We start from the raw sequence: 22371 nt of genomic DNA on the forward strand, positions 1-22371 counted from the left end.
CGGTGTTGTCCCAAGAAACGTGGAGCCAAGCGGGGGCGTTCCGTTCCCTCTGCCGGAGAGCGCCTTAGGGCCGTTCGAGAACCAGCGTCGCCCAGGCGTCGCGGTGGATGCGGGTCTTCACGCGGAAGCCGCGCGACAGGTAGGCGGCCTTGACCATCCGCTCCTGGGTGCGCAGCAGGCCCGACAGTATGACCGTGCCGCCCGGGACCAGGGCGCGCTTGATGTCCTGCACCAGGCTGATCAGCGGGCGGGCCAGGATGTTGGCGAACACCAGGTCGTAGGGCGCGTTGTCGGCGACCAGGCGGTGGCCCAGGCCCGAGGCGTGGACGAAGCGGGCGTTGGCCTTGTTGACCAGGGCGTTCTCGCGAGCGATGCGCACGGACGGCTTGTCGATGTCGGTGCCCACGGCGAGCTTGCTGCCCGTACGGGCGGCGGCGATGGCCAGCAGGCCCGTGCCGGCGCCGACGTCGAGCACCTTGTTGAACTTCCTGGCCTTGATCAGGCGGTCATAGGCCTGCAGGCAGCCGACGGTGGTGCCGTGGTGGCCGGTGCCGAAGGCCGCGCCGGCCTCGATGCGCAGGTTGACGGTGCTGGCCGGCAGGCGGCCGCGGTCGTGCATCCCGTAGACGAAGAAGCGGCCGGCGCGCACCGGCGGCAGGCCCGACAGCGCCATGGCCAGCCAGTCGGCGTCGGCCAGGGTCTCGCGCACGACCTTCAGCGGGAAGCCGCCCAGCAGCTCCAGCAGGCCGGCGTCTTCCTCGTCGGTGGTCGGAAAGGCGTCGATGCGCCAGATGTTCTTGTCCTCGTCCTCTTCCAGGATCGAGTAAGTCGCGCCTTCGAGGCCGGGCATGTTGTCGATGGCGTCGGCGGCGGCTTCGGCGTCGGCGCGGGCGCCGCGGGCGACGATCTGCTGGGGCGTATAGTCGGTCATGCCGCTCCAATAGTCGTACGCGCCGCCAAAGGCGAGACCATGCGTCGTCCGAAGGCGGGGGCGGGGCTCCAAATTTCCGGCATCGGCTCGGGCGGGGCCAGCCGCCAGGTCAGCGGCGCCTCTTCACGTGGGGCGCGCGCGGCCTTCGGCTCGGCGCTGCGGGCCAGGCCCAGGGCCGGTCCGAGCAGGCGCGTGGCGGCCGCGCAGGCCAGGGCCCAGGCGATGCCGTTGCGCTCCAGGATGAAGCTTTCCGAGAAGGTGGTGATCAGGAAGATGACCAGGAACAGGGTCGACCAGTAGCCGTCGCGCACCTTGTCGAAGCGCAGCAGGGCGACCAGCACCGGCAGGCCCAGGACCAGCGCCGACAGCCCCACGCCCACCCAGCCCAGCTGGGCCAGCACGTCGAGCCAGCCGTTGTGGGCGGTCGGCACGTTCCAGCCGGTCTCCTTGCGGATGAACATGGCCGGCACCGACTCGTCGCGCCAGAACACCGCATAGCCGTAGCCGGTGATGGGGGCCTTGGCCGACTGGCGCAGCAGGGCGTCCCAGATCTCGGTGCGGCCGGTCAGGGTGGGGTCCTTGCCCAGGGCCTTGAACAGCAGGTCGGGGGCCAGCCACATGACTAGGGCCGCGCCGCCGATCACCGTGACGCCCAGCCAGACCATGGTCACGGCCGTCGCCGGTCCGCGCCGCATCGAGGCCAGGACGCCCGAGCCGGCCAGGCCGATCAGCAGCACCATCAGCGAGGTCTTGGACTTGCTCATCACGATCATGAAGGCGCAGATCACGATGGCGGCGACGAACAGCTTGCGATGGCGCGAGCCGGCCAGGATGGCGGCCGTGGCGGCCAGGGCGCCATAGACCATCATCGCGCCCATCTGGTTCTTCTCGAACCACAGGCCGCGCCAGTCGCCGGCGTTGATGTCGTGCTGCACGCCCATCTTGGGATAGGCGATCGCCGCCAGCAGGCCGCCGGCGCCGAGGATCAGGAAGGTGGTCGCCAGGATCTCGGCCATGCGGCGGCCGTCGAAGCTGGCGGCGAAATAGAAGCCGAACAGGGTGGTGAAGGCCGCGGCCAGGGCCCGGCGGTTGGTGGTGCCCGGATCGAACGACCAGGACGACGAGGCGAACACCCAGAACACCAGCAGGCTGAGCACGGTCGCCGGCAACCAGAACTTCGCCAGCCGTGGGGCGCGCCACAGGACGAGGGCGAGGATCAGGGCGTAGACCGGCAGCCACATCAGGCGAAGGATCGGCATGTCCTCGCCGCCGGCCTGGGCCGGGTCCAGCAGAGGCCCGATGAAGGCGTTGGACAGCATGAACAGCACGAAGCCGCAGGCCCAGGCCTCCAGCGTGCGCAGGATCCCGCCCTCGTGCTCCTCGTCCCGTTCTGGCGTTTCCGCGTCCATCGCCGTTCCCGTCTGGCGCGAAACGGCACAGGCGCGGTTCGCTCAGGGGGGCGGCTGCAAGGGGAGGGCCGGGAAAGTCTGGAAGGGCAGCCGGGATCCAAAGATCAAAGGTCATCGCCCGACTTGTTCGGGCGACCCAAGCGGTATGTCAGGATGGGGCGGAGTCAGCTTGGGTCGCCCGCATGAAGCGGGCGATGACTTCTATAAATTACTGGCTGGATCGGCTCAGTAGCTCGACGCCGCCACCTCGGTCCGCGCGGCGGCCGAGGCCGTGACCGGGATCACCTCTTCCGGCAGGCGCGTGTCGAGAATGTCGCCGCCCGTCGAGGCGTAGCTGCGGGCCGGCGGGGCGTCGGCGGGTTCGGGCGGGTTTTCCGGCTGGTCCATGGCGGCGGTGGTCGCGCCGGAGGCGGAGACGATGTCCTGGTCGGTGGGCTCGTAGCTGGCCGGCTCGATCAGGCCCATGTCCGACAGGTCCGCCGAGGTCAGCACCACCGGCGTCATTTCCTGCGGCGGGCGCAAGAAATCCGAGCCGATGACGTAGTCGGGCACCTTGCCGGCCGGCCAGACCATGGCGGCGGCCTCGGCATACTGGCTGCCGCGGGGCTCGACGAAGGCCATCGGCTCGGCGTCCTGCGGACCGATCTGCATGGCCATGCCCGCCACCGCGCCCAGGGTCAGGGCGAGAGGGAGGCCGACGATGGCGGCGCGGGTTTTGAGAAGGTCGAACGGCGTCATGCGAGGATAGCGCTTCAGCCGCCAATTCGTTCTGGCTAGCTTGCGATTCCGGACGAAGAGGCGAAGGAGCGGCGATGACGGACCAAAAGGGCGGCGGCCTGCTGCGGGCGCGAGAGGGCGGCCACGCGCGGGTGACCTATGTCGAGCTGTTCTTCGATCTGGTCTTCGTCTTCGCCATCACCCAGCTTTCGCACGGCCTGATCGGCCATCCCAGCCTGCTGGGCGTGCTGGAGACGGGCCTGCTGCTGATGGCCGTCTGGTGGGCCTGGGTCTACACCGCCTGGGTCACCAACTGGCTCGATCCCGAGCGGCCGCCGGTGCGGATCATGCTGTTCGTCGTCATGGCCGCCGGCATGGTGCTGGCCATGGCCATTCCCCAGGCCTTCGAGGGCAGGGGGCTGCTGTTCGCCCTGGCCTATGTGGCGATCCAGGTGGGGCGCAGCCTGTTCACCCTGTGGTGCGTGCGGCGCGACGAGAACCTGCGGCTGAACTTCCTGCGGATCAGCGCCTGGCTGATCGTCTCGGGCGTGCTGTGGATCGCCGGCGGCCTGGCCCACGACGAGATCCGCCTGGCCTGCTGGGCCGCCGCCATCGCCATCGAATACGCCTCGCCGGCCGCCGGCTTCTGGACCCCAGGGCTGGGCCGCTCGAAGACCGCCGACTGGACGGTGGAAGGCGCGCACCTGGCCGAGCGCTGCGCCCTGTTCACGATCATCGCCCTGGGCGAGTCGATCCTGGTCATGGGCGCCACCGCCGCCAGCCTGGAATGGACGCCGGCCGTGACGACGGCTTTCATCTCGTCCTTCGTCGCCAGCCTGGCGATGTGGTGGATCTACTTCTCCTACACGGCCGAGGCCGCCAGCGAGAGCATCAGCCATTCCGACGATCCCGGCCGTGTGGCCCGTCGGGCCTACACCTACAGCCACCTGCTGCCGGTGGCGGGGATCATCGTGGCGGCGGTCGGCGATGAGTGGGTGATCCACCATCCGGTCGGCCATGCGGACCTGAAGACCGCCATGGCCCTGATCGGCGGGCCGCTGCTGTTTCTGCTGGGCGGGACCCTGTTCAAGAAGGCGATCTTCCGCATCTGGTCGCCGTCGCGCGTCGCCGGGATGGCGGCCCTGGCGCTGCTGGCCCTGGTCGCCATGAGCGTCTCGCCGCTGGTGCTGTCGCTGCTGACGACGGCCGTGCTGCTGGCGGTGGCGGCTTGGGAGAGCCTGGCGATCAAGCGGCGGGGGAAGCACCTGGGGGATTGAGCGACTATGCCTCCCTTCTTTCCGTCATTCCCGCCCTTGTGGCAGGAACTCCTGGTTCCGCCCGCAAGTGAAGCGCAAGCGGCGTGCTGAGCACACCGCCCCATCCGCACCTGCGGCTGACAGAGGGTTTCCCGCCACAAGGGCGGGATGACGGGAGTTTAGAGGGCTAAACTACCGCCCGAACGCGGCTTCGGTCGCGCGGATCAGGCCGTCGATGACGCCGGGCTCGGTCGAGGCGTGGCCGGCGTCCCAGACGATCTCGAAATGGGCCGAGGGCCAGGCGCGGTGCAGGGCCCAGGCGCTGGCCAGGGGGGTGACCACGTCGAAGCGGCCCTGGACGATCCAGGTCGGGATGTGCCGGATCACGTCGATGTTGTTGAGGATCCAGCCGTCCTCGGGGAAGAAGCCGCGATTGACGAAGAAGTGGCTCTCGATCCGCGCGAAGGCGATGGCGAAGTCTTCTTCGTTGAACTTCGGGGGACGGGCCTCGGGCCCTCGCAGCGAGATGGTGTCGCCTTCCCACTGGCTCCAGGCGTTGGCGGCCTCGGCCTGGACGCGGCGGTCTGCATGGACGAGCCGCTTGTGGTAGGCGGCCATCAGGTCGCCGCGTTCGGCCGGCGGGATAGGGGCGAGAAAGCGCTCCCAGGCGTCGGGGAACAGCATCGAGGCGCCGTCCTGGTAGAACCAGCGCAGCTCCTTCTCGGTCAGCAGGAAGACGCCGCGCAGAACGAGGCCTTCGACCCGGTCGGGGTGCTTGATGGCGTAGGCCAGGGCCAGTGTCGAGCCCCAGGAGCCGCCGAACACCGTCCACTTCTCGATGCCCAGGTGCTCGCGCAGCCGCTCGATGTCGGCGATCAGGCTCCAGGTGGTGTTGTCCTCGAGGCTGGCGTTGGGACGCGAGCGGCCGCAGCCGCGCTGGTCGAACAGGGCCATGCGCCACCTGGCCGGGTCGAAGAACCGCCGCATGGTCGGGTTGATCGCCCCGCCCGGGCCGCCGTGCAGGATCACCGCCGGCTTGCCGCGCGGCGCCCCGCATTCCTCGTAGTAGATCTCGTGGGCGCCCCCGACCGGCAACCAGCCGAAGGAGAACGGCTCGACCTCCCGGAAGAGGCCCCGGCGGCCGACGGCGGACATGGCTGCGAGAGAGGCATGACGGTCCATGGGCTCACCCTAGCGCGCCAGAACCCGTTTTGACCATCCGCAGCCGTCGCATCCTCGCCCCGATTCCGGCTATGGTGCGTGCGCATGAGCACCACGCCTGAAGATCTCACCGACGACGACCTGCTGAACCTGCTGACCGACGATCAGCTGGAAGAGCTCGACAATTCGATCGCCGAGACCTTCGGCGCCGAGGGGCTGGACAAGGCCGAGGCCTTGCTGGTCCTGGCCCGGGTCTATTCGATGCGCGCGGCCGAACGCGACGAGGCCTCGGCCCTGGCCCTGCTGCAACTGGCCGCCGCCATGCGCCGCCGCGCCGAGCGGCTGATGCAGCGGCCGCAGTAGGGCGACAGGGCTCAGCCTATCCGCAGGTCGGCGGTGTCGATCGCCTGGCTGATCCGGACGCGGCCCTTCTCGTCGCGAACCTGGATCGTGACCTTCGGCGCCGGCGGCGACCAGTCGATCTCGATCAGGCCGAAATTGCGTTCGCGCAGCACGGCCGAACCGCGCAGGGCATTGGGCGGCGTGACGGGCCACACTTCGGTCAGGCCCGAGGAGGTGACGTCCCACATCGGGTAGGGGACGTTGAGGTCGAGTTTGCTGACCTCGGCATAGTGGGTGTCGCCGCTGACGAAGACCAGGCGCTCGGCCTTCTGGCGACGGATGGCCTGGAACAGGCGCTGGTGGTCGCGGGCGTAGTTGATCCAGCTTTCCCACCCGGCGAAGTCGGCCAGCACCTGAAGGCTGGAGCCGAAGATCCGCAGGTCGGCCGGCTGGGCCAGTTGGGCCTCCAGCCAGGTCCATTGCGGCTCGCCGATCATGGTGGCGTCCTGGTCGGCGATGCGGTCGTAGGGGCCCGGCGTTTCCTTGCCCTGCAAGCCGCGCGAGACCGCCCAGGCCTTGTAGCCGCCCTTGAAGGTCTTCTCGGCCAGGGGCGTGCGGTTCCAGCGCAGGTCGGGCAGCAGGATCTGCACCTGCCGGCCCTCGGGCCCGAACACATAGGCCGCGTAGACGCCGTCGCGGGTGCGGCGCCGGGAGGCGGCGGGTTCGCCCCAGAAGTCGCAGAACTGGCGGCGGCTTTCGTCCTTCATCGGATAGTCGCCGCCAGCGTCGTTCTCGCCGAAGTCGTGGTCGTCCCAGATGGCCACGACCGGAATCTCCTCGCGCAGGCGCTTGAAGTGCGGCTTGGCCGCCAGGGTCGCGTATTTTGCCGCCATCACCTTGGGATCGCGGGTATCGGCGTAGATGTTGTCGCCCAGGAACATGAAGAGGTCGGGCTTGGCGTCGAAGATCGCCTCCCAGATCGGCTGGTCCTTGTCCTGCTTGGCGCAGGAGCCGAAGGCGATGCGGGTCAGCGGCTTGTCGAGGGCGGGGTGGGGCGCGTCCACCACGGCTTGGGCGGCGGCCGGCGCGACGGCCAGGGCGGCGGCCGACAGGCCCAGGGCCGAGCGGCGGGAAAGGTCGGTCACGGGCGCTTCCCACGAAAAAGCCCTTCCCCCCCCGATGGGGGAAGGGTTGGGATGGGGGTGTCTGCGGAATTTAGGGGTGACGCGCCGTAGGTTGTCCAGCGCCGCATCACCCCCAACCCCGGCCCTTCCCCCATCGAGGGGGAAGGGGGGAGGCTTGCTTAGAACGCCTTCTTGATCGTCACGAAGCCCTGGCGGGGGGCGCCCGGCAGGAGAGTCATGGTCGTGCCGGCGGTGTCGTTGTTGACGAAGCCGCCCGAGCCGACGGTCGAGATGTAGTCCTCGTCGAACAGGTTGCTGATGTTGGCCTGGACCTCCAGGCCCTTGGTCCAGCCCTCGCCGTCGAAGCTGTAGCCGAGGGTCAGGTCGGCGACGGTGAAGCCGTCGACCTTTCCGCCAATGTTCTCGTAGGTGTAGTAGCGCTCGCCCGTGTAGTTGACGCCGAGCTTGGCGAAGAAGCCGCCCTGCTCGAACTTCACCTCCGCCTTGAAGGTGTTTTCGGGCGTGTCGACCACGGTCTTGCCCGCGGTGCGGGCGACGACGACGCCGCTGCCGTTGATGACGTCGTCCTGGTATTCCGACTTGTTGTAGGCGTAGGCGCCGTAGACTGACCAGGCGTCGCTGATGCGGTATTCGCCGGCCAGTTCCAGGCCCTGGGTCTTTACCGAGCCGACGTTCGACAGCACGGCGGGCAGGCCCAGGATCGGCGAGGCCGTGGCGGCGCTGAGCAGGCGGTCCTCGAAGTTGACGTCATAGATCGCGACCACGCCCTGGAACGGGCCCTGGCGATAGCGGGCGCCGGCCTCGAAGGTCTTGGAGCTTTCCGGGTTCAGGGTCTTGGCGACGTAGTCGACCACCGTCTGGCTCTGCGAGGCGAACGGGCCGGCCGTGGCCGCCGAGACGTAGGCGGCCATGTTCTCGGTGTAGCCGCCGAAGAACTCCAGGCCGCCGTCCAGGGCGTAGACGAAGCCGACCTGCGGCAGGAAGGTGTCCTTGCTCTCGATCGTGCCCGACAGGGCGCTGCCGACCACGGTCTCGACGCTGTTCTCGACCTTCATGACCTTGAAGCCGAAATTGACCTTCAGGGCGTCGGTGACGACCCAGGTGTCCTCGACGTGGCCGGTCAGGGTCTTGGTCTCGAAGCGGTACTGCCACTGGGTGGCGAACGGGTTGGCCTGGAAGTCGAGCGGGTCGCGCGACGGGGCCGAGGCGGTCTCGGCGTAGAACCGGCGGGCCTGGTTGAAGTGGTTGGTCTCGGTCCAGAAGCCGCCGCTGATGGTGTGGGCGCCCAGCTCGACCGACAGGCCGGCGACCAGGCCGCCGCGATCGATGTCGTATTCGGTGGTGCGGATCGACAGCGGGGCGGCGTTCGAGCCGGCCGTGCCGAAGCCGGGGCTGGCCAGGTACGGCGTGTACCACAGGCCCTGGCCCTGGTTCTTGTGCTGGTAGGCGGTGGCGTCGAACTTCACGCGCTCGCCGATCGGCAGGCTGAGGCTGGCGCCGTAGAGATCGTCGTCACGGATGCCGGCGCCGGCGTAGTAGGCGTCGTCGACCGAGGTGAACGGCGAGGGCAGGGCGGTCCCGGTCTGGTAGGCGCGGGCGGCGGCCACGGCCAGGGCCCAGTTGGGCTGGGTGTTGTCCCAGTCGCGGCCGAGACGCTTGATCATCTCGAACGACATGTCCTGGTAGTCCTGCTCGCGGCGTTCCGAGCGGTGGTAGAAGCCGGTCAGCTCGCCTTCGCCCAGCGGCAGCACGGCCTTGGCGTCGTACTGGCGCTGCTTCTGTTCGCCGCCGCCCTTCCACTTGTCGCTCTTCTGGTCGGCGATGGAGACGTAGGCGCGCAGGCCGCCCAGTTGCTCGATGGCGCCGGTCTCGAAGCGGCCGAACACACGGTGCATGGCGTCCGAGCCGCCGGTCAGGTTCAACTGGCCGCCCAGGGCCTCGGAGGGATCGCGCGAGAAGAACTGCAGCGTGCCGCCGAGGTTGGACGAGGCGGCCACGCCGAGCGCGCCGGCGCCCTGGGCCAGTTCGACCTTGCCGATGTTCTCGCTGGCGATGGCGCGGCTGATGTGCAGGCCGTTGTGGTTGCCGTAGCTCATGTCGCCCAGCGGCACGCCATCGAGCGTGAAGCCCAGCTGGTTCTGGTTGAAGCCGCGGATCGAGATGCGGGTCGACCACTCGTAGGCGCCGAAGGCGTCGGCCGACTGGAAGTTCACGCCGGGCAGCTTGGCGATGGCCTTCAGCGGGCTGGAACCGGCGGTCTCGAGGGCCAGGGCCGCTTCGGTGATGGTCTGGACCTGGCGGCTCTGGCCCTGGCCGATGACGACGACGGCTTCGACTTCATTGGCGTCGGCGGCGGTCGCGGCGGGTTCGGCGGCGGGCGTTTCGGCGGCCAGAGCGGGCGCGGCGAGCAGGAGCGCGCCGAAGGCGGCGCTCAGCAGGAGCGTGGTCTTCATCTCATATCCCCTAGGCGTTGGCGGCGGAGAGGCCGCTTCGAACGCGTCTAGGAGGCTCGCCTAACGTTGATCGACGACGGGCTTGCGACGCTTATTTGTCGCCTCGCCGACAGTTCGACGACGAAGCCGTGAAGGGGCCACGATTGCGCAAATCTCCCCCAGCGGCTATTTGAGCGCCCGATCCCCGAACCCGACCCGAGAGACGAAAAGCCCCTCATGGCGCAGCAATACATTTTCCAGATGCAGGGCCTGACCAAGGCCTATCCCGGCGGCAAGAAGGTCTTCGAGAATATCTGGCTGTCGTTCTACTCCGACGCCAAGATCGGCGTCGTCGGCGTCAACGGCTCGGGTAAGTCGACCCTGCTGAAGGTGATGGCCGGCCTCGACAAGGAATTCTCCGGCGAGGCCAAGGCCGCCGACGGCATCAAGCGCGGCTATCTCCCGCAGGAGCCGGTGCTCGACCCGACCAAGGACGTCTGGGGCAACGTCATCGCCGACTGCGAAGACAAGCACGTCTTCGACAAATACAACGCCCTCGCGGTTCAGCTCGGTGAGGAATACACCGACGAGCTGATGGAGGAGATGACCAAGCTCCAGGAGATCATCGACGCCAAGGATCTGTGGGACATCGATTCCAAGATCGAGATGGCGATCGACGCCCTGCGCTGCCCGCCCAACGACAGCAACATCGAAAGCCTGTCGGGCGGTGAAAAGCGCCGCATCGCCCTGGCCCGCCTGCTGCTCAGCAAGCCGGACATGCTGCTGCTCGACGAACCGACCAACCACCTGGACGCCGAGTCGGTGGCCTGGCTGCAGCACCACCTGGAAGACTTCCCGGGCTGCGTGATCCTGGTCACCCACGATCGCTACTTCCTGGATCAGGTCACCAAGTGGACCCTGGAGCTGGATCGCGGCAAGGGCGTGCCCTACGAGGGCAACTACTCCGGCTGGCTGGAGCAGAAGCAGAAGCGCGTCGTTCAGGAGCAGTCCGAGAGCGAATCCCGCCAGCGCGCCCTGACCCGCGAACTGGAATGGGTGCGCAGCTCGCCCAAGGCCCGTCAGAGCAAGTCCAAGGCCCGCCTGGCGAGCTATGACGAGATGGTCGCCGCGCAGGAAAACGCCCGCGCCGCCCAGACCCAGGCCCATATCCAGATTCCGCCGGGCCCGCGCCTGGGCAGCCTGGTGCTCGAGGTCAACGGCCTGGAAAAGGAATACGGCGACAAGGTGCTGTTCAAGGACCTGTCGTTCCGCCTGCCGCCGAACGGCATCGTCGGCGTCATCGGCCCGAACGGCGCCGGCAAGTCGACGCTGTTCAAGCTGATCACCGGCCGCGAGCAGCCCGACGGCGGCACGGTCAAGGTCGGCGAGACCGTGAAGCTGTCCTATGTCGACCAGTCGCGTGACGCGCTGGATCCGAACAAGACCATCTGGCAGGAAATCAGCGGCGGCACCGACGTGATGATCGTTGGCAAGCGCGAGATCAATTCGCGCGCCTATGTCGGCAGCTTCAATTTCAAGGGCGGCGACCAGCAGAAGAAGGTCGGCCTGCTGTCGGGCGGTGAGCGCAACCGCGTCCACCTGGCCAAGACCCTGGCCACCGGCGGCAACCTGCTGCTGCTCGACGAACCGACCAACGACCTGGACATCGAGACCCTGCAGGCCCTGGAAGAGGCGCTGGAGGAGTTCGCCGGCTGCGCCGTGGTCATCAGCCACGATCGCTGGTTCCTGGACCGCCTGGCGACGCACATCCTGGCCTTCGAGGGCGACAGCCACGTCGAATGGTTCGAAGGCAACTTCGAAATGTACGAGGAAGACAAGAAGCGCCGCCTGGGCGCCGACAGCCTGATCCCCAAGCGGATCAAGTTCCAGAAGTTCGCCCGCTAATCACGGACAGGCTTTGGTCGAAACGAGAAAGGGGCGGTCCGCGAGGGCCGCCCCTTTTGCTTTGAAGCCTACTTGGGTTCCTTCGGCGGAAGGTTGGGATCGGCCCCGGGCAGGTTCGAGCCCGGATCGGCCGGCATGGCGTCGGCGGGCGAGGCGTTGGTCGGCGGCGTGCTCGGCATCGACGGCGGGGCGTCGGTCATCGGCGGGTTGACCGCCGTGCTGGCGGCCGCGTCGCCCGACATCGAACCGTTCATGGAGGCCGGGGGCAGGGTGGCCGAGGTGTCGGCCGCGGCGCCGGTCGCTGCCTGGCCGGCCCACCAGTCCTTGCTGGCCCGCAGCTTGGGCGAGGCCTTGGAGTAGGCGTCGAGCTGGTCGTAGGGGATCGGCTGTTTGGGCGAGGCGATGGCGGCGCCGGCCTTGATCTTCGGGTTCGCCACGGCCGCGCCAGAGGCGATCATGGCGAGCGCGGCGCCCGCCAGCAGAGTTTTCTTGAACATGGGAGCTCTCCCTGAAGCGCCGGTCTCGGCGCCAGCGGATAAAACCCTTTCGCGGCCAAGGCGTTCACAGCTTGGCCGCGGATTGCGGGCGCTGGAACCGGGCGGCGGGGCGCGGGTTCCTGGCCTGTGGGGCGTCGCCTTACATCGTCTTCAGATTGTCGTGCGTCGCGCGCTGAATGCTGGCGCGCGGCCACAAGAAGAGTAGCTTGTCCTTTGGAGCAATCGTCCCGCGGATCGGCGACGGAGATCTTCCGCCGCGCGCCGGGACCGGAGAGCCGCCCCCATGCCGCAGACCCCTGTCTTAAAGCCCCATATCGTTCTCTCCCACGAGATGCTGCTGCCCATGGAGCCGCTGCTGGAGGGCGCCTACGAGGTGCATCGCCTGTGGGACTATCCCGACCGACTGACCTTTCTCGAGGGGCCGGGCAGGCAGGTGCAGGCCATCGTCCACGCCGGCGAGATGGTGCTGCCGCGCGACCTGCTTTCGGAGATGCCGCGCCTGGGCCTGATCGCCTGCGTCAGCGCCGGCTATGACGGGGTGGACGTGCCCTGGTGCCGGGCCCACGGCCTGGCGGTGACCCATTCCGTCGGCCTCAACGCCGGCGACGTCGCCGACCACGCCCTGGGTCTGCTGCTGAGCGCCTGGCGCGGGATCGCCGAGGGCGACCGCCGGGTTCGCGCCGGCCGCTGGACTTCTATGGACCGGATGGGCGCGCGCCACGGTCTGCGCGGCCGCAAGGCCGGGATCGTCGGCCTGGGCCACATCGGCGAGGCCGTCGCCCGCCGGCTGTCGGCCTTCGACGTCAAGGTCGCCTGGTGGGGACCGCGCGCCAAGGAGACCGAGTGGCCGCGCGCCGACAGCCTGATGGCCCTGGCGCGCGATAGCGACATCCTGGTGGTCTGCGCTCGGCCCGACGCCAGTAACCGCCATCTGGTCAATGCCGGGGTCATCGACGCCTTGGGGCCGCAGGGGCTGCTGGTCAATGTCTCGCGCGGGTCGCTGGTCGACGAGGACGCCCTGGTGGCGGCGCTCAAGGACGGGCGGCTGGGCATGGCCGCCCTCGACGTCTTCGAGGTCGAGCCGACTCCGCCGGCTCGTTGGGTCGACGTGCCCCACACGGTGCTGACCCCACACATGGCCGGCGCCACGCTCGACAGCCTGCCGGCCATGGTCAACCTGACCCTGGAGAACCTGCGCCGCTATTTCCTGGGTGAGCCGCTGGCCAGTCCGGTGGCGGCGTAACGGGGCGGCGTGACGGTCTGGACCGCCTCTCTCGAAAGGGGAGGCGGGCGGGTGGTTGACGCGGCGCGTGTGGTCGCTTCCCTTGCGGATGAGGCTTCGAAAGGGAAACCCATGGCCAAGGTGCTCGGTATCGGCGGCGTGTTCTTCAAGGCGAAGGACCCCAAGGCCCTGGCCGAATGGTACACGCGGGTGCTTGGCTTCGAGACCGAGTCCTGGGGCGGGGCGGTGTTCCAGCATCCCAAGATCGGCATGGCCAGCTGGTCGCCGTTTCCGGCCGACACCCGCTATTTCGAGCCCTCGGCGGCGTCGTTCATGATCAACCTGATCGTCGACGACCTAGACGGCGTGCTGGCCAAGGCGGCCGCCGAGGGCGTCGAGGCGACGGGCCGGCAGGACGAGGAATACGGCCGCTTCGCGTGGCTGGTGGATCCGGAAGGCTTCAAGGTCGAGCTGTGGCAGCCCGCCTAGAGGTCACGGGGAAGATTTATCCCCTATGTCCTGCGCGGGACGGCGTTCCGGGGCTTTTTGATCTCCGTCGGACCGGCTAAGGAGCGCTTCCGCGTCGCAGAATTCGCTTGCCAAATCGGACATAAAGATATCTTTATGTCCTTATGGCGCTATCGAGCGAACAGGTTGTCGACGTCTTGCGCGCGGCGGGTGAAAGCACCCGTCTGCGTATCCTCGCGCTGCTGGCCGTCGAGGAGCTTTCTGTCCTCGAACTGTGCCGCATTCTCGACCAGAGCCAGCCGCGCGTCTCGCGCCACCTGAAGCTCCTGGCCGAGGCCGGGCTGGTCGAGCGCTTCCCCGATGGGGCCTGGGTCTTCTACCGCCTGGCCGAGACCTCGGGCGGCGGGGTGGTGGTCGCCTCGGCCCTGGGGCTGATCGACCGCGACGACGCCGTCATCCAGGCCGACGCCGGCCAGCTGGCGTCCGTCCGCGCCGAGCGCTCGGCCGGCGCCCAGGCCTATTTCGCCCGCAACGCCGCCCGCTGGAACGAGATCCGCTCGCTCTATGTCGACGAGAACGAGGTCGAGGCCGCGATCCTGCGCGCCGCCGGCGAGGGGCCGTTCGACGAGATGGTCGACCTGGGCGCGGGCGCAGGCCGCATGCTGACGCTTCTCGGCGGACGGGCGGTGAACGCCCTGGGCCTGGACCTGTCGCAGCAGATGCTGAACATCGCCCGCGACGAGGTGGGCAAGGCCGGTCTGGCGCAGTGCGAGCTGCGCCATGGCGACATCTTCGACACCGGCCTGCCGGGCGGTTGCGCCGACCTGGTGACCGTCCACCAGGTGCTGCACTATCTGGGCGATCCCGCCGCCGCCGTGAGCGAGGCCGCGCGCCTGGTCGCGCCGGGCGGCCTGCTGCTGATCGCCGACTTCGCCCCGCACGACCACGAGTTCCTGCGCGAGGCCCACCAGCATCGCCGCCTGGGCTTCGCCGACGACGAGATCCAGCCATGGATCCTTGCCGGCGGCCTGGTCCCGGAAGCCAATATCGCCCTGCCGCCGACCACGGCCGAGGGGCTCACCGTCAAGATCTGGACTGCCCGCCGCCCCGTTGCGGCGATCGCCGAGAGGACCGCCGCATGACCCTGCCGCCCACCCGCCGCGTCATCGGTCCCATCGCGCGCGCCGGCGAACGCCCGGTCGGCGCCGTGCGCCCGCGCGTGTCCTTCGAGTTCTTCCCGCCCAAGACCGAGAAGATGGAAGAGAGCCTGTGGGAGGCGATCACCCGCCTGGCCCCGCTGGACCCGGCCTTCGTCTCGGTGACGTACGGCGCCGGCGGCTCGACCCGCGAGCGCACCCACCGCACGGTCAAGCGCATCCTCGACGAGACCCGCCTGAAGCCCGCCGCCCACCTGACCTGCGTCGGCGCCAGCCGCGCCGAGGTGGACGAGGTGATCCACGACTACTGGAACATCGGCGTGCGCCACATCGTGTCGCTGCGCGGCGATCCGCCTCCCGGCGAGGGCGGCCTGGGCGGTCTCTACGTGCCGCGCGAGGACGGCTACAAGAACGCCACCGAACTGACGGCGGCCCTGCGCGGCATTGCGCCGTTCGAGGTGCTGGTCGGGGTCTATCCCGAGAAGCATCCCGAAAGCCCGTCGCTGGATCACGACATCGACGTGCTGAAGGCCAAGGTCGACGCGGGCGCCACTTTGGCCATCAGTCAGTTCTTCTTCGACATCGACGCCTTCCTGCGCTTCGTCGACAAGGCCCGCGGCGCCGGGATCACCATCCCGATCGTGCCGGGGATCATGCCGGTGACCAACTTCAACGGCCTGAAGACGATGTCGGCCGCCTGCCAGACCTCGGTGCCGGGCTGGCTGGCCAACCTGTTCGAGGGGCTGGACGGCGATCCGGAGACCCGCCGCCTGATCGCCTGCTCGGTGGCCACCGAAATGTGCGCCAAGCTGCAGGAACAGGGCTTCAACGACTTCCACTTCTACACCCTGAACCGGGCCGACCTGGTCTACGCCATCTGCCGGGTGCTGGGCGTGCGCGAGACCGTCCCCGCGGCCGAGGCGGCTGCGTGACCGGCGCCTACGCCGCCTTGACCCGCAACGACCCCAGCGCTCTGAAGCGCTGGGTGCAGGACCGCCGGCTGGTCGACGCCGACCGCCTGGCGGGGCAGGGCGACCTGGGCCCCGTGCTGGACTACGGCTGCGGCGACGGCGCCCTGGCCGCGCGGCTTCTGCTGGCCGGCCGCACCGACCAGGCCGTGGCCTTCGAGCCCGCGCCGACCCTGCGCGCCGAGGCCGAGGCCCTGCTGGACGGCGTGGCCGGGGCGCGGGTCGCGGCCCGCTCGACCGACCTCGCCGACGGCTGGGCGCGCACGGCCTTCTGCCTGGAGGTGTTCGAGCACCTGCCGCCGCGCGAGACCGAGACGGCCCTGGCCGAACTGCATCGCATCCTCGCCCCCGGCGGCCGGGTGGTGATCGGCGTGCCGATCGAGGTCGGGCCGCCGGCCCTGGCCAAGGGGATCTTCCGGATGATCCGTCGCGCCAGCGCCTTCGACGCCCGGCCGGGTCCGATCCTGGCCGCCGCCCTGGGCCGGCCGCCGCGCGAGCGTGAAGAGTCCCCGATTGGGCCGGGCCTGGCCTATTATCCGCATCACCTCGGTTTCGATCACCGGGCGTTCTTCAAGCAGGTCGGCGCATGGTTCCAGGTCGAGCGTATCGTCGGCAGCCCGCTGGGCGGGCCGCTGGCCGTCAACAGCGAGGCCTATCTGGTCGCGCGCAAGGGAGAAGCGGCATGAGGGCCCTGACCTTCGCCATCGCCCTGGGCCTGGCGAGCTTCGGCGTCGCCGGCGCGCAGGACAATCCCGCCTGGACCAAGCCCAATCGGCCATACCGCGTGGTCGGCAACATCTACTATGTCGGCTCCGAGGGGCTGTCGGCCTGGCTGATCACCTCGCCGGAAGGCCATGTCGTGCTCGACGGCGGACCGTCGGCCGACGGGGCCAAGCTGATCGAGCGCAACATCGCCACGCTGGGCTTCAAGCTCGCCGACGTGAAGGTGCTGATCAACACCCACGCCCACTTCGACCATGCTGGGGGCCTGGCCCAGCTGAAGGCCGACACCGGCGCGAAGCTGTGGGCCTCGCGCGCCGACAAGCCGGCCTTGGAGAAGGGTCAGCACTTCGGCGACAACGCCAACGGCGCGACGACCTTTCCGGCCGTGAAGGTCGACAAGGCATTCGGCGACGAGACCAAGCTGAAGCTGGGCGCCACCACCCTGGTCGCCCACCTGACGCCGGGCCACACCATCGGCTGCACCACCTGGACCACCCAGGTGGTCGAGAAGGGGCGGCCGCTGAGCGTGACCTTCCCGTGCTCGCTGTCGGTGGCCGGCAACGTGCTGGTCGGCAACAAGACCCACAAGACCATCGTCGCCGACTATCGGGCCAGCTTCGCCGCCGTGCGGGCGATCCCGACCGACGTCATGCTGCCCAGCCACGAAGAGCAGGGCGATCTGCTGGCCAAGCGCCAGAAGCAGCTGCGCGGCGACGCCGACGCCTTCATCGACTTCACCGAGCTTTCGCGCTTCGTCGACGCCGCCCAGGCCGCGTTCGACAAGGAATTGGCGCGCCAGCAAGGAGCCGCGAAATGACCGACCTCTCCATCCGTGCTGATCGCGTGGCCGCCCTCAAGGCCGCCGCCAAGGAGCGCATTCTCATCCTCGACGGCTCCTGGGGCGTGATGTTCCAGAAGAAGAAGCTGACCGAGGCCGACTACCGCGCCGACCGCTTCGCCGACTACGACGGCCAGATGAAGGGCAACAACGACATCCTGTGCCTGACGCGGCCCGATCTCGTGGCCGAACTTCATGATGCGTATTTCAGCGCCGGCGCCGACATCTCCGAGACCAACACCTTCTCGGGCACCACCATCGCCCAGGCCGACTATCGCCTCGGCGAACAGGACGTCTGGGACATCAATTTCGAGGGCGCCAGGATCGGCCGCCAGGTCGCCGACCGCTGGAACGCCGAGAACCCCGAGCGTCCGAAGTTCATCGCCGGCTCGATCGGGCCGCTGAACGTCATGCTGTCGATGTCGTCGGACGTGAACGATCCGGGCGCGCGCAAGGTGACCTTCGACCAGGTCTACGCCGCCTATCGCCAGCAGGTGGACGCCCTCTACCAGGGCGGGGTCGACCTCTTTTTGATCGAGACCATCACCGACACCCTCAACTGCAAGGCCGCCTTGAAGGCCATTCTCGACTGGCGCGACGAGGGCCACGAGGAACTGCCGATCTGGATCAGCGGCACGATCACCGACCGCTCGGGCCGCACCCTGTCGGGCCAGACGGCCGAGGCGTTCTGGAACTCGATCAAGCACGCCAAGCCGTTCGCCGTGGGTTTCAACTGCGCCCTGGGCGCGGACCTGATGCGGCCGCACATCGCCGAGATGGCCCGCATCGCCGACACCCTGGTCGCGGCCTATCCCAACGCCGGCCTGCCCAACGCCATGGGCGAGTACGACGAGGAGCCGCACGAGACCGGTCACGCCCTTCACGAATGGGCCAAGGACGGTCTGGTCAACATCCTGGGCGGCTGCTGCGGCACCACCCCCGATCACATCCGCCACGTGGCGGACGAGGTGCGCGGCGTCGCGCCTCGCGCTATTCCTGAGCGCCCGAAGGCCATGCGCCTGGCGGGTCTGGAACCCTTCGAACTGGCTTGAGCACGATGCGCACCACCATCCTTTTCGGCGGCCCCAGCCGCGAGCGCCTCGTTGCCGTCGGCAGCGCCCAGAGTCTGACCCGCGAACTGCCCGACGCCGACCTGTGGTTCTGGGCTCCGGACGGCCAGGTCTACGTCGCCAGCCAGGCCGCGTTGCTGGGCCATGACCGTCCGTTCGAGCTGGACCTGCCGACCGAAGGCGCGCCGATCGGCGACATCGAGGCGGCCCTGGACGTCGCCGCCCGCGAGGACCGCGTCCTGCTGCTCAGCCTGCACGGCGGCTTTTCCGAGGACGGCGGCCTGCAGGCCCTGTGCGAGGCGCGGGGCGTGGCCTTCACCGGCTCGGGCGCGGAAGCCAGCCGGCTGGCCTTCGGCAAGGTTCTGGCCAAGGAAATCGTCGCCAAGGCCGGCGTCTCGGCCCCCGAGACCATCGACCTGGCCGATGCCGAGGTCGCCCTGGCCAAGTACGGCCGGCTGATCGCCAAGCCGGCCGAGGACGGCTCGAGCTACGGCCTGATCTTCGTCGACGCGCCCGCCGACCTGGAAACGGTGGCGGAGGCGGCCAAGACCCTGGCCTATGTCATCGAGCCCTTCGTCACCGGTCCGGAAGCCACCTGCGGAATCCTGGAGCAGGACGGCGAACTGATCGCCCTGCCGCCGGTGGAGATCCGTCCGTCGGCCGGCAAGTTCGACTACAAGAGCAAGTACCTGGCCAAGGACACGCTGGAGATCTGCCCGGCCACCTTCGCGCCGGAGATCAACGCCGCGATTCAGGACCAGGCGCTGAAGGCCCACAGGGCCCTGGGCTGCCGCGGCTATTCGCGCACCGACTTCATCGTCTCCGAGCACGGCCTCGTCTATCTGGAGACCAACACCCTGCCGGGCCTGACCGCCTCGTCGCTCTACCCCAAGGCGCTGAAGGCGCAGGGGATCGAGATCGCGACCTTCCTCAAGGGCCAACTGGCTCTCGCCGAAGCGCGGGCCAAGCAAGCCGCGACGGCGGCCTGACCATGGCCTGGGACACCGGACCCTTCGACAACGACGAGGCGGCCGACTTCGTCGCCGACCTGGCCGAGGCGCCCGACTGGCGCGCCGTGCTGCTGATCCTCGACCACGTGACCAAGGCGGGCGGCTATCTGGAAGCCCCCGAGGCCGAGATGGCCGTGGCCGCCTCGGCCATCGTCGCCGCTGGTCTCGGCGACGGCGTCGTGCTGCCGCCGGACCACCAGGACCTCAAGGCCGCCCTCGGCGCGCCGCCGGAAGGCGCGGCCCGCCTGGCCAAGGCCGCCCTGGCCCGGGTGGTCGGTCCGGCTTCCGAACTCGACGAACTCTGGCAGGAAGGCGACGCCCACGATGCTTGGCTGATCCATATCGCCGGCCTGCAAAAGATCCTGAGCGCATTCCAATGAGACCTGTCTTCGTCAACATCGGCGAGCGGACCAACGTCACCGGTTCGGCCAAGTTCAAGAAGCTGATCGTCGAGGGCAACTTCAGCGAAGCCCTGTCGGTCGCCCGCCAGCAGGTGGAAGCCGGCGCCCAGGTCATCGACGTCAACATGGACGAAGGCCTGCTCGACTCCGAGCAGGCGATGATCACCTTCCTGAACCTGATGGCGGCCGAGCCTGACATCGCCCGCGTGCCGGTGATGATCGACAGCTCCAAGTGGGAGGTGATCGAGGCCGGCCTGAAGTGCGTGCAGGGCAAGGCGATCGTCAATTCGATCTCGATGAAGGAAGGCGAGGCCAAGTTCATCGAGCAGGCCAAGCTGTGCCTGCGCTACGGCGCGGCCGTGGTGGTCATGGCCTTCGACGAGGTCGGCCAGGCCGACACCGCCGCCCGCAAGATCGAGATCTGCGAGAAGGCCTACGGCATCCTGGTCGACAAGGTCGGCTTCCCGCCGGAAGACATCATCTTCGACCCCAACATCTTCGCGGTGGCGACGGGGATCGAGGAGCACGACAACTACGCCGTCGACTTCATCGAGGGCACGCGCGAGATCAAGAAGCGCTGCCCCTACGCCCGGATCTCGGGCGGGGTGTCGAACGTCTCGTTCAGCTTCCGCGGCAACGAGCCGGTGCGGCGGGCCATCCACTCGGTGTTCCTGTACCACGCCATCAACGCCGGCATGGACATGGGCATCGTCAACGCCGGTGACCTGCCGGTGTATGACACCCTGGACCCGGTGCTGCGCGAGGCCGTCGAGGACGTGATCCTCAACCGCCCGCAGCGCGATCCGGTGCAGACCAACACCGAGCGTCTGGTCGACATGGCCCCGCGCTACAAGGGCGAGAAGGGCGCGGCCCAGCAGGTCAATCTGGCCTGGCGCGAGGGCACGGTGGGCGAGCGCATCACCCACGCCCTGGTCAACGGCGTCACCGAGTTCATCGAAGCCGACACCGAGGAGGCGCGCCTGGCCGCCGAACGGCCGCTGCACGTCATCGAAGGCCCGCTGATGGACGGCATGAACGTCGTCGGCGACCTGTTCGGCGCGGGCAAGATGTTCCTGCCCCAGGTGGTCAAATCGGCCCGCGTGATGAAGCAGGCCGTGGCCTGGCTGATGCCGTTCATGGAGGCCGAGAAGGAAGGCCAGGTCCGCAAGGCGGCCGGCAAGGTGCTGATGGCCACCGTCAAGGGCGACGTCCACGACATCGGCAAGAACATCGTCGGCGTCGTGCTGCAGTGTAACAACTACGAGGTCATCGACCTGGGCGTCATGGTCCCGGCCGACCGCATCCTCGAAGAAGCGAAAAAGCACGAGGTCGACATGATCGGCCTGTCGGGCCTGATCACCCCGTCGCTGGACGAGATGGTGTTCGTCGCCGCCGAGATGGAGCGCCAGGGCTTCGACATCCCGCTGCTGATCGGCGGGGCCACCACCAGCCGTACCCACACGGCGGTGAAGATCGAGCCGGCCTATCGGCGGGGCCCGACGACCTATGTCGTCGACGCCAGCCGCGCGGTCGGCGTGGTCTCGGGCCTGCTGTCGGAAGGCGAGCGCGACCGGATCATCGGCGAGACCCGCGCCGAATACGTCAAGGTGCGCGAGCAGTACGCCCGCGGCCAGACGGTCAAGGCCCGCACCCCGATCGGCGAGGCCCGCAAGCGCAAGTTCGCCATTGACTGGAAGGGCTATGCGCCGCCCAAGCCCGTGTTCACCGGCACGCGCACCTTCGAGCCGAGCCTGGCCGAGCTGGAGCCGTTCATCGACTGGTCGCCGTTCTTCGCCAGTTGGGAGCTGATCGGCCGCTATCCGCAGATCCTGGAAGACGACGTGGTCGGCGAGGCCGCCACCGACCTCTATCGCGACGCCCGCGTGATGCTGGAAAAGGTGATCGCCGAGAAGTGGTTCGGGGCCAAGGGCGTGATCGGCTTCTGGCCGGCCCAGGCGGTCGAGGACGACGTGGTGCTGTATTCGGACGAGACCCGCACGGTCGAGATCGCCCGCCTGCACACCCTGCGCCAGCAGATGGACAAGGGCAAAGGCGAGGGCAAGGCCAACCTGGCGCTCGCCGACTTCGTGGCCCCCGTCGGCGGTCCGGCCGACTATGTCGGCGGCTTCGCCGTCACCGCCGGCCATGGCGAAGACGAGATCGTCAAGCGCTTCAAGGACGCCGGCGACGACTATTCGGCGATCATGGCCTCGGCCCTGGCCGACCGCCTGGCCGAGGCCTTCGCCGAGTGGCTGCACCACAAGGCGCGGGTCGAGCTGTGGGGTTATGCGCCGGAAGAGGGCTTCGACGCCGACGCCCTGATCGGCGAGAAGTATGTCGGCATCCGTCCGGCCCCCGGCTATCCGGCCCAGCCCGACCACACCGAGAAGGGCACGCTGTTCCGCCTGCTCGAGGCCGAGGCGGCCACCGGCATGTTGCTGACCGAGAGCTTCGCCATGAGCCCCGGCGCGGCCGTCTCGGGCCTCTATTTCAGCCACCCGCAGAGCCACTATTTCGGGGTCGGCAAGATCGACTTCGACCAGGTCGAGGACTATGCCCTCCGCAAGGGCTGGGACCTGGCCACGACCGAACGCTGGCTGTCGCCGATCCTGAACTACGACCCGCTGGCCCGGGCGCGGGGCGAGGCGGCTTAAGGATCCCAAATACTCCCGTCATTCCCGCCCTTGTGGCGGGAACCCCTGGTTCCGCTCGCAGGTGA

20 protein-coding genes are annotated in these 22371 nt (G+C 68.7%); 13 read left to right on the forward strand and 7 right to left on the reverse strand.

The window, feature by feature from the left end:
* Window positions 1-64 precede the first annotated feature (64 nt).
* From I4Q42_RS16745 to I4Q42_RS16755, 3 genes are all read right to left on the reverse strand, one after another.
* Window positions 65-931: a 50S ribosomal protein L11 methyltransferase gene (locus tag I4Q42_RS16745; RefSeq protein WP_198577225.1), complete on the reverse strand. Its 867-nt coding sequence runs from the start codon at window positions 929-931 to the stop codon at window positions 65-67.
* Complete coding sequence (locus tag I4Q42_RS16750) at window positions 928-2340, reverse strand: O-antigen ligase family protein (RefSeq protein WP_198577226.1); 1413 nt, start codon at window positions 2338-2340, stop codon at window positions 928-930. Before I4Q42_RS16750 ends, I4Q42_RS16745 begins: the two co-directional genes overlap by 4 nt.
* 225 nt (window positions 2341-2565) lie before the next feature.
* Window positions 2566-3078 (reverse strand): hypothetical protein, encoded by a 513-nt coding sequence (locus I4Q42_RS16755; protein ID WP_198577227.1) that lies wholly within the window; start codon window positions 3076-3078, stop codon window positions 2566-2568.
* A 74-nt stretch (window positions 3079-3152) separates the two neighbouring features.
* Here I4Q42_RS16755 and I4Q42_RS16760 point away from each other — a divergent pair, with 74 nt between their 5' ends.
* Window positions 3153-4334 carry a low temperature requirement protein A gene (locus I4Q42_RS16760; protein ID WP_198577228.1) on the forward strand — a complete coding sequence of 394 codons (1182 nt, stop codon included), beginning with the start codon at window positions 3153-3155 and terminating at the stop codon, window positions 4332-4334.
* 171 nt (window positions 4335-4505) lie between these two features.
* Here I4Q42_RS16760 and pip read toward each other — a convergent pair whose 3' ends face one another.
* Window positions 4506-5495, reverse strand: a complete 990-nt coding sequence (gene pip / locus I4Q42_RS16765; RefSeq protein WP_198577229.1) for a prolyl aminopeptidase — start codon at window positions 5493-5495, stop codon at window positions 4506-4508.
* Between the two features lie 84 nt (window positions 5496-5579).
* Here pip and I4Q42_RS16770 point away from each other — a divergent pair, with 84 nt between their 5' ends.
* Window positions 5580-5837 carry a low temperature requirement protein A gene (locus I4Q42_RS16770; RefSeq protein ID WP_198577230.1) on the forward strand — a complete coding sequence of 86 codons (258 nt, stop codon included), beginning with the start codon at window positions 5580-5582 and terminating at the stop codon, window positions 5835-5837.
* An 11-nt stretch (window positions 5838-5848) separates the two neighbouring features.
* Here I4Q42_RS16770 and I4Q42_RS16775 read toward each other — a convergent pair whose 3' ends face one another.
* A complete protein-coding gene (locus I4Q42_RS16775) occupies window positions 5849-6961 on the reverse strand; it encodes an alkaline phosphatase D family protein (RefSeq protein WP_198577231.1) in 1113 nt (370 codons plus the stop codon).
* A gap of 158 nt (window positions 6962-7119) precedes the next feature.
* Window positions 7120-9414: a TonB-dependent receptor gene (locus tag I4Q42_RS16780; protein WP_198577232.1), complete on the reverse strand. Its 2295-nt coding sequence runs from the start codon at window positions 9412-9414 to the stop codon at window positions 7120-7122.
* Between the two features lie 216 nt (window positions 9415-9630).
* Here I4Q42_RS16780 and ettA point away from each other — a divergent pair, with 216 nt between their 5' ends.
* Window positions 9631-11298, forward strand: coding sequence for an energy-dependent translational throttle protein EttA (ettA, locus tag I4Q42_RS16785; protein ID WP_198577233.1), 1668 nt, complete (start codon window positions 9631-9633; stop codon window positions 11296-11298).
* A 68-nt stretch (window positions 11299-11366) separates the two neighbouring features.
* On the opposite strand, the gene I4Q42_RS16790 is transcribed toward ettA, so the two are convergent.
* Window positions 11367-11795 carry a hypothetical protein gene (locus I4Q42_RS16790; protein WP_198577234.1) on the reverse strand — a complete coding sequence of 143 codons (429 nt, stop codon included), beginning with the start codon at window positions 11793-11795 and terminating at the stop codon, window positions 11367-11369.
* A gap of 283 nt (window positions 11796-12078) precedes the next feature.
* Between I4Q42_RS16790 and I4Q42_RS16795 the strand changes: the two genes are divergently transcribed.
* From I4Q42_RS16795 to metH, 10 genes are all read left to right on the forward strand, one after another.
* A complete protein-coding gene (locus I4Q42_RS16795; protein WP_198577235.1) occupies window positions 12079-13038 on the forward strand; it encodes a 2-hydroxyacid dehydrogenase in 960 nt (319 codons plus the stop codon).
* Window positions 13039-13149: 111 nt separating this feature from the next.
* Window positions 13150-13506 (forward strand): VOC family protein, encoded by a 357-nt coding sequence (locus I4Q42_RS16800; protein WP_198577236.1) that lies wholly within the window; start codon window positions 13150-13152, stop codon window positions 13504-13506.
* A gap of 143 nt (window positions 13507-13649) precedes the next feature.
* A complete protein-coding gene (locus I4Q42_RS16805) occupies window positions 13650-14627 on the forward strand; it encodes an ArsR/SmtB family transcription factor (protein ID WP_198577237.1) in 978 nt (325 codons plus the stop codon).
* On the forward strand, window positions 14624-15574 hold the full coding sequence (gene metF / locus I4Q42_RS16810; protein WP_198577238.1) for a methylenetetrahydrofolate reductase [NAD(P)H]: 951 nt from the start codon (window positions 14624-14626) through the stop codon (window positions 15572-15574). The genes I4Q42_RS16805 and metF overlap by 4 nt, the downstream gene beginning before the upstream one ends.
* Window positions 15571-16296, forward strand: a complete 726-nt coding sequence (locus I4Q42_RS16815; RefSeq protein WP_198577239.1) for a class I SAM-dependent methyltransferase — start codon at window positions 15571-15573, stop codon at window positions 16294-16296. Before metF ends, I4Q42_RS16815 begins: the two co-directional genes overlap by 4 nt.
* Window positions 16293-17150 (forward strand): CAU/MBL1b family subclass B3 metallo-beta-lactamase, encoded by an 858-nt coding sequence (gene blaCAU, locus I4Q42_RS16820; protein WP_198577240.1) that lies wholly within the window; start codon window positions 16293-16295, stop codon window positions 17148-17150. Before I4Q42_RS16815 ends, blaCAU begins: the two co-directional genes overlap by 4 nt.
* Window positions 17147-18223 carry a homocysteine S-methyltransferase family protein gene (locus I4Q42_RS16825; RefSeq protein ID WP_198577241.1) on the forward strand — a complete coding sequence of 359 codons (1077 nt, stop codon included), beginning with the start codon at window positions 17147-17149 and terminating at the stop codon, window positions 18221-18223. Before blaCAU ends, I4Q42_RS16825 begins: the two co-directional genes overlap by 4 nt.
* Before the next feature lie 5 nt (window positions 18224-18228).
* Window positions 18229-19230, forward strand: coding sequence for a D-alanine--D-alanine ligase family protein (locus tag I4Q42_RS16830; protein WP_198577242.1), 1002 nt, complete (start codon window positions 18229-18231; stop codon window positions 19228-19230).
* 2 nt (window positions 19231-19232) lie between these two features.
* Window positions 19233-19631, forward strand: coding sequence for a DUF4259 domain-containing protein (locus I4Q42_RS16835; RefSeq protein WP_198577243.1), 399 nt, complete (start codon window positions 19233-19235; stop codon window positions 19629-19631).
* A complete protein-coding gene (gene metH / locus I4Q42_RS16840; protein ID WP_198577244.1) occupies window positions 19628-22306 on the forward strand; it encodes a methionine synthase in 2679 nt (892 codons plus the stop codon). The genes I4Q42_RS16835 and metH overlap by 4 nt, the downstream gene beginning before the upstream one ends.
* The last annotated feature ends 65 nt before the right edge of the window (window positions 22307-22371 follow it).

The sequence above is a fragment of the Caulobacter hibisci genome, assembly GCF_016135805.1.
Lineage (GTDB): Bacteria > Pseudomonadota > Alphaproteobacteria > Caulobacterales > Caulobacteraceae > Caulobacter > Caulobacter hibisci.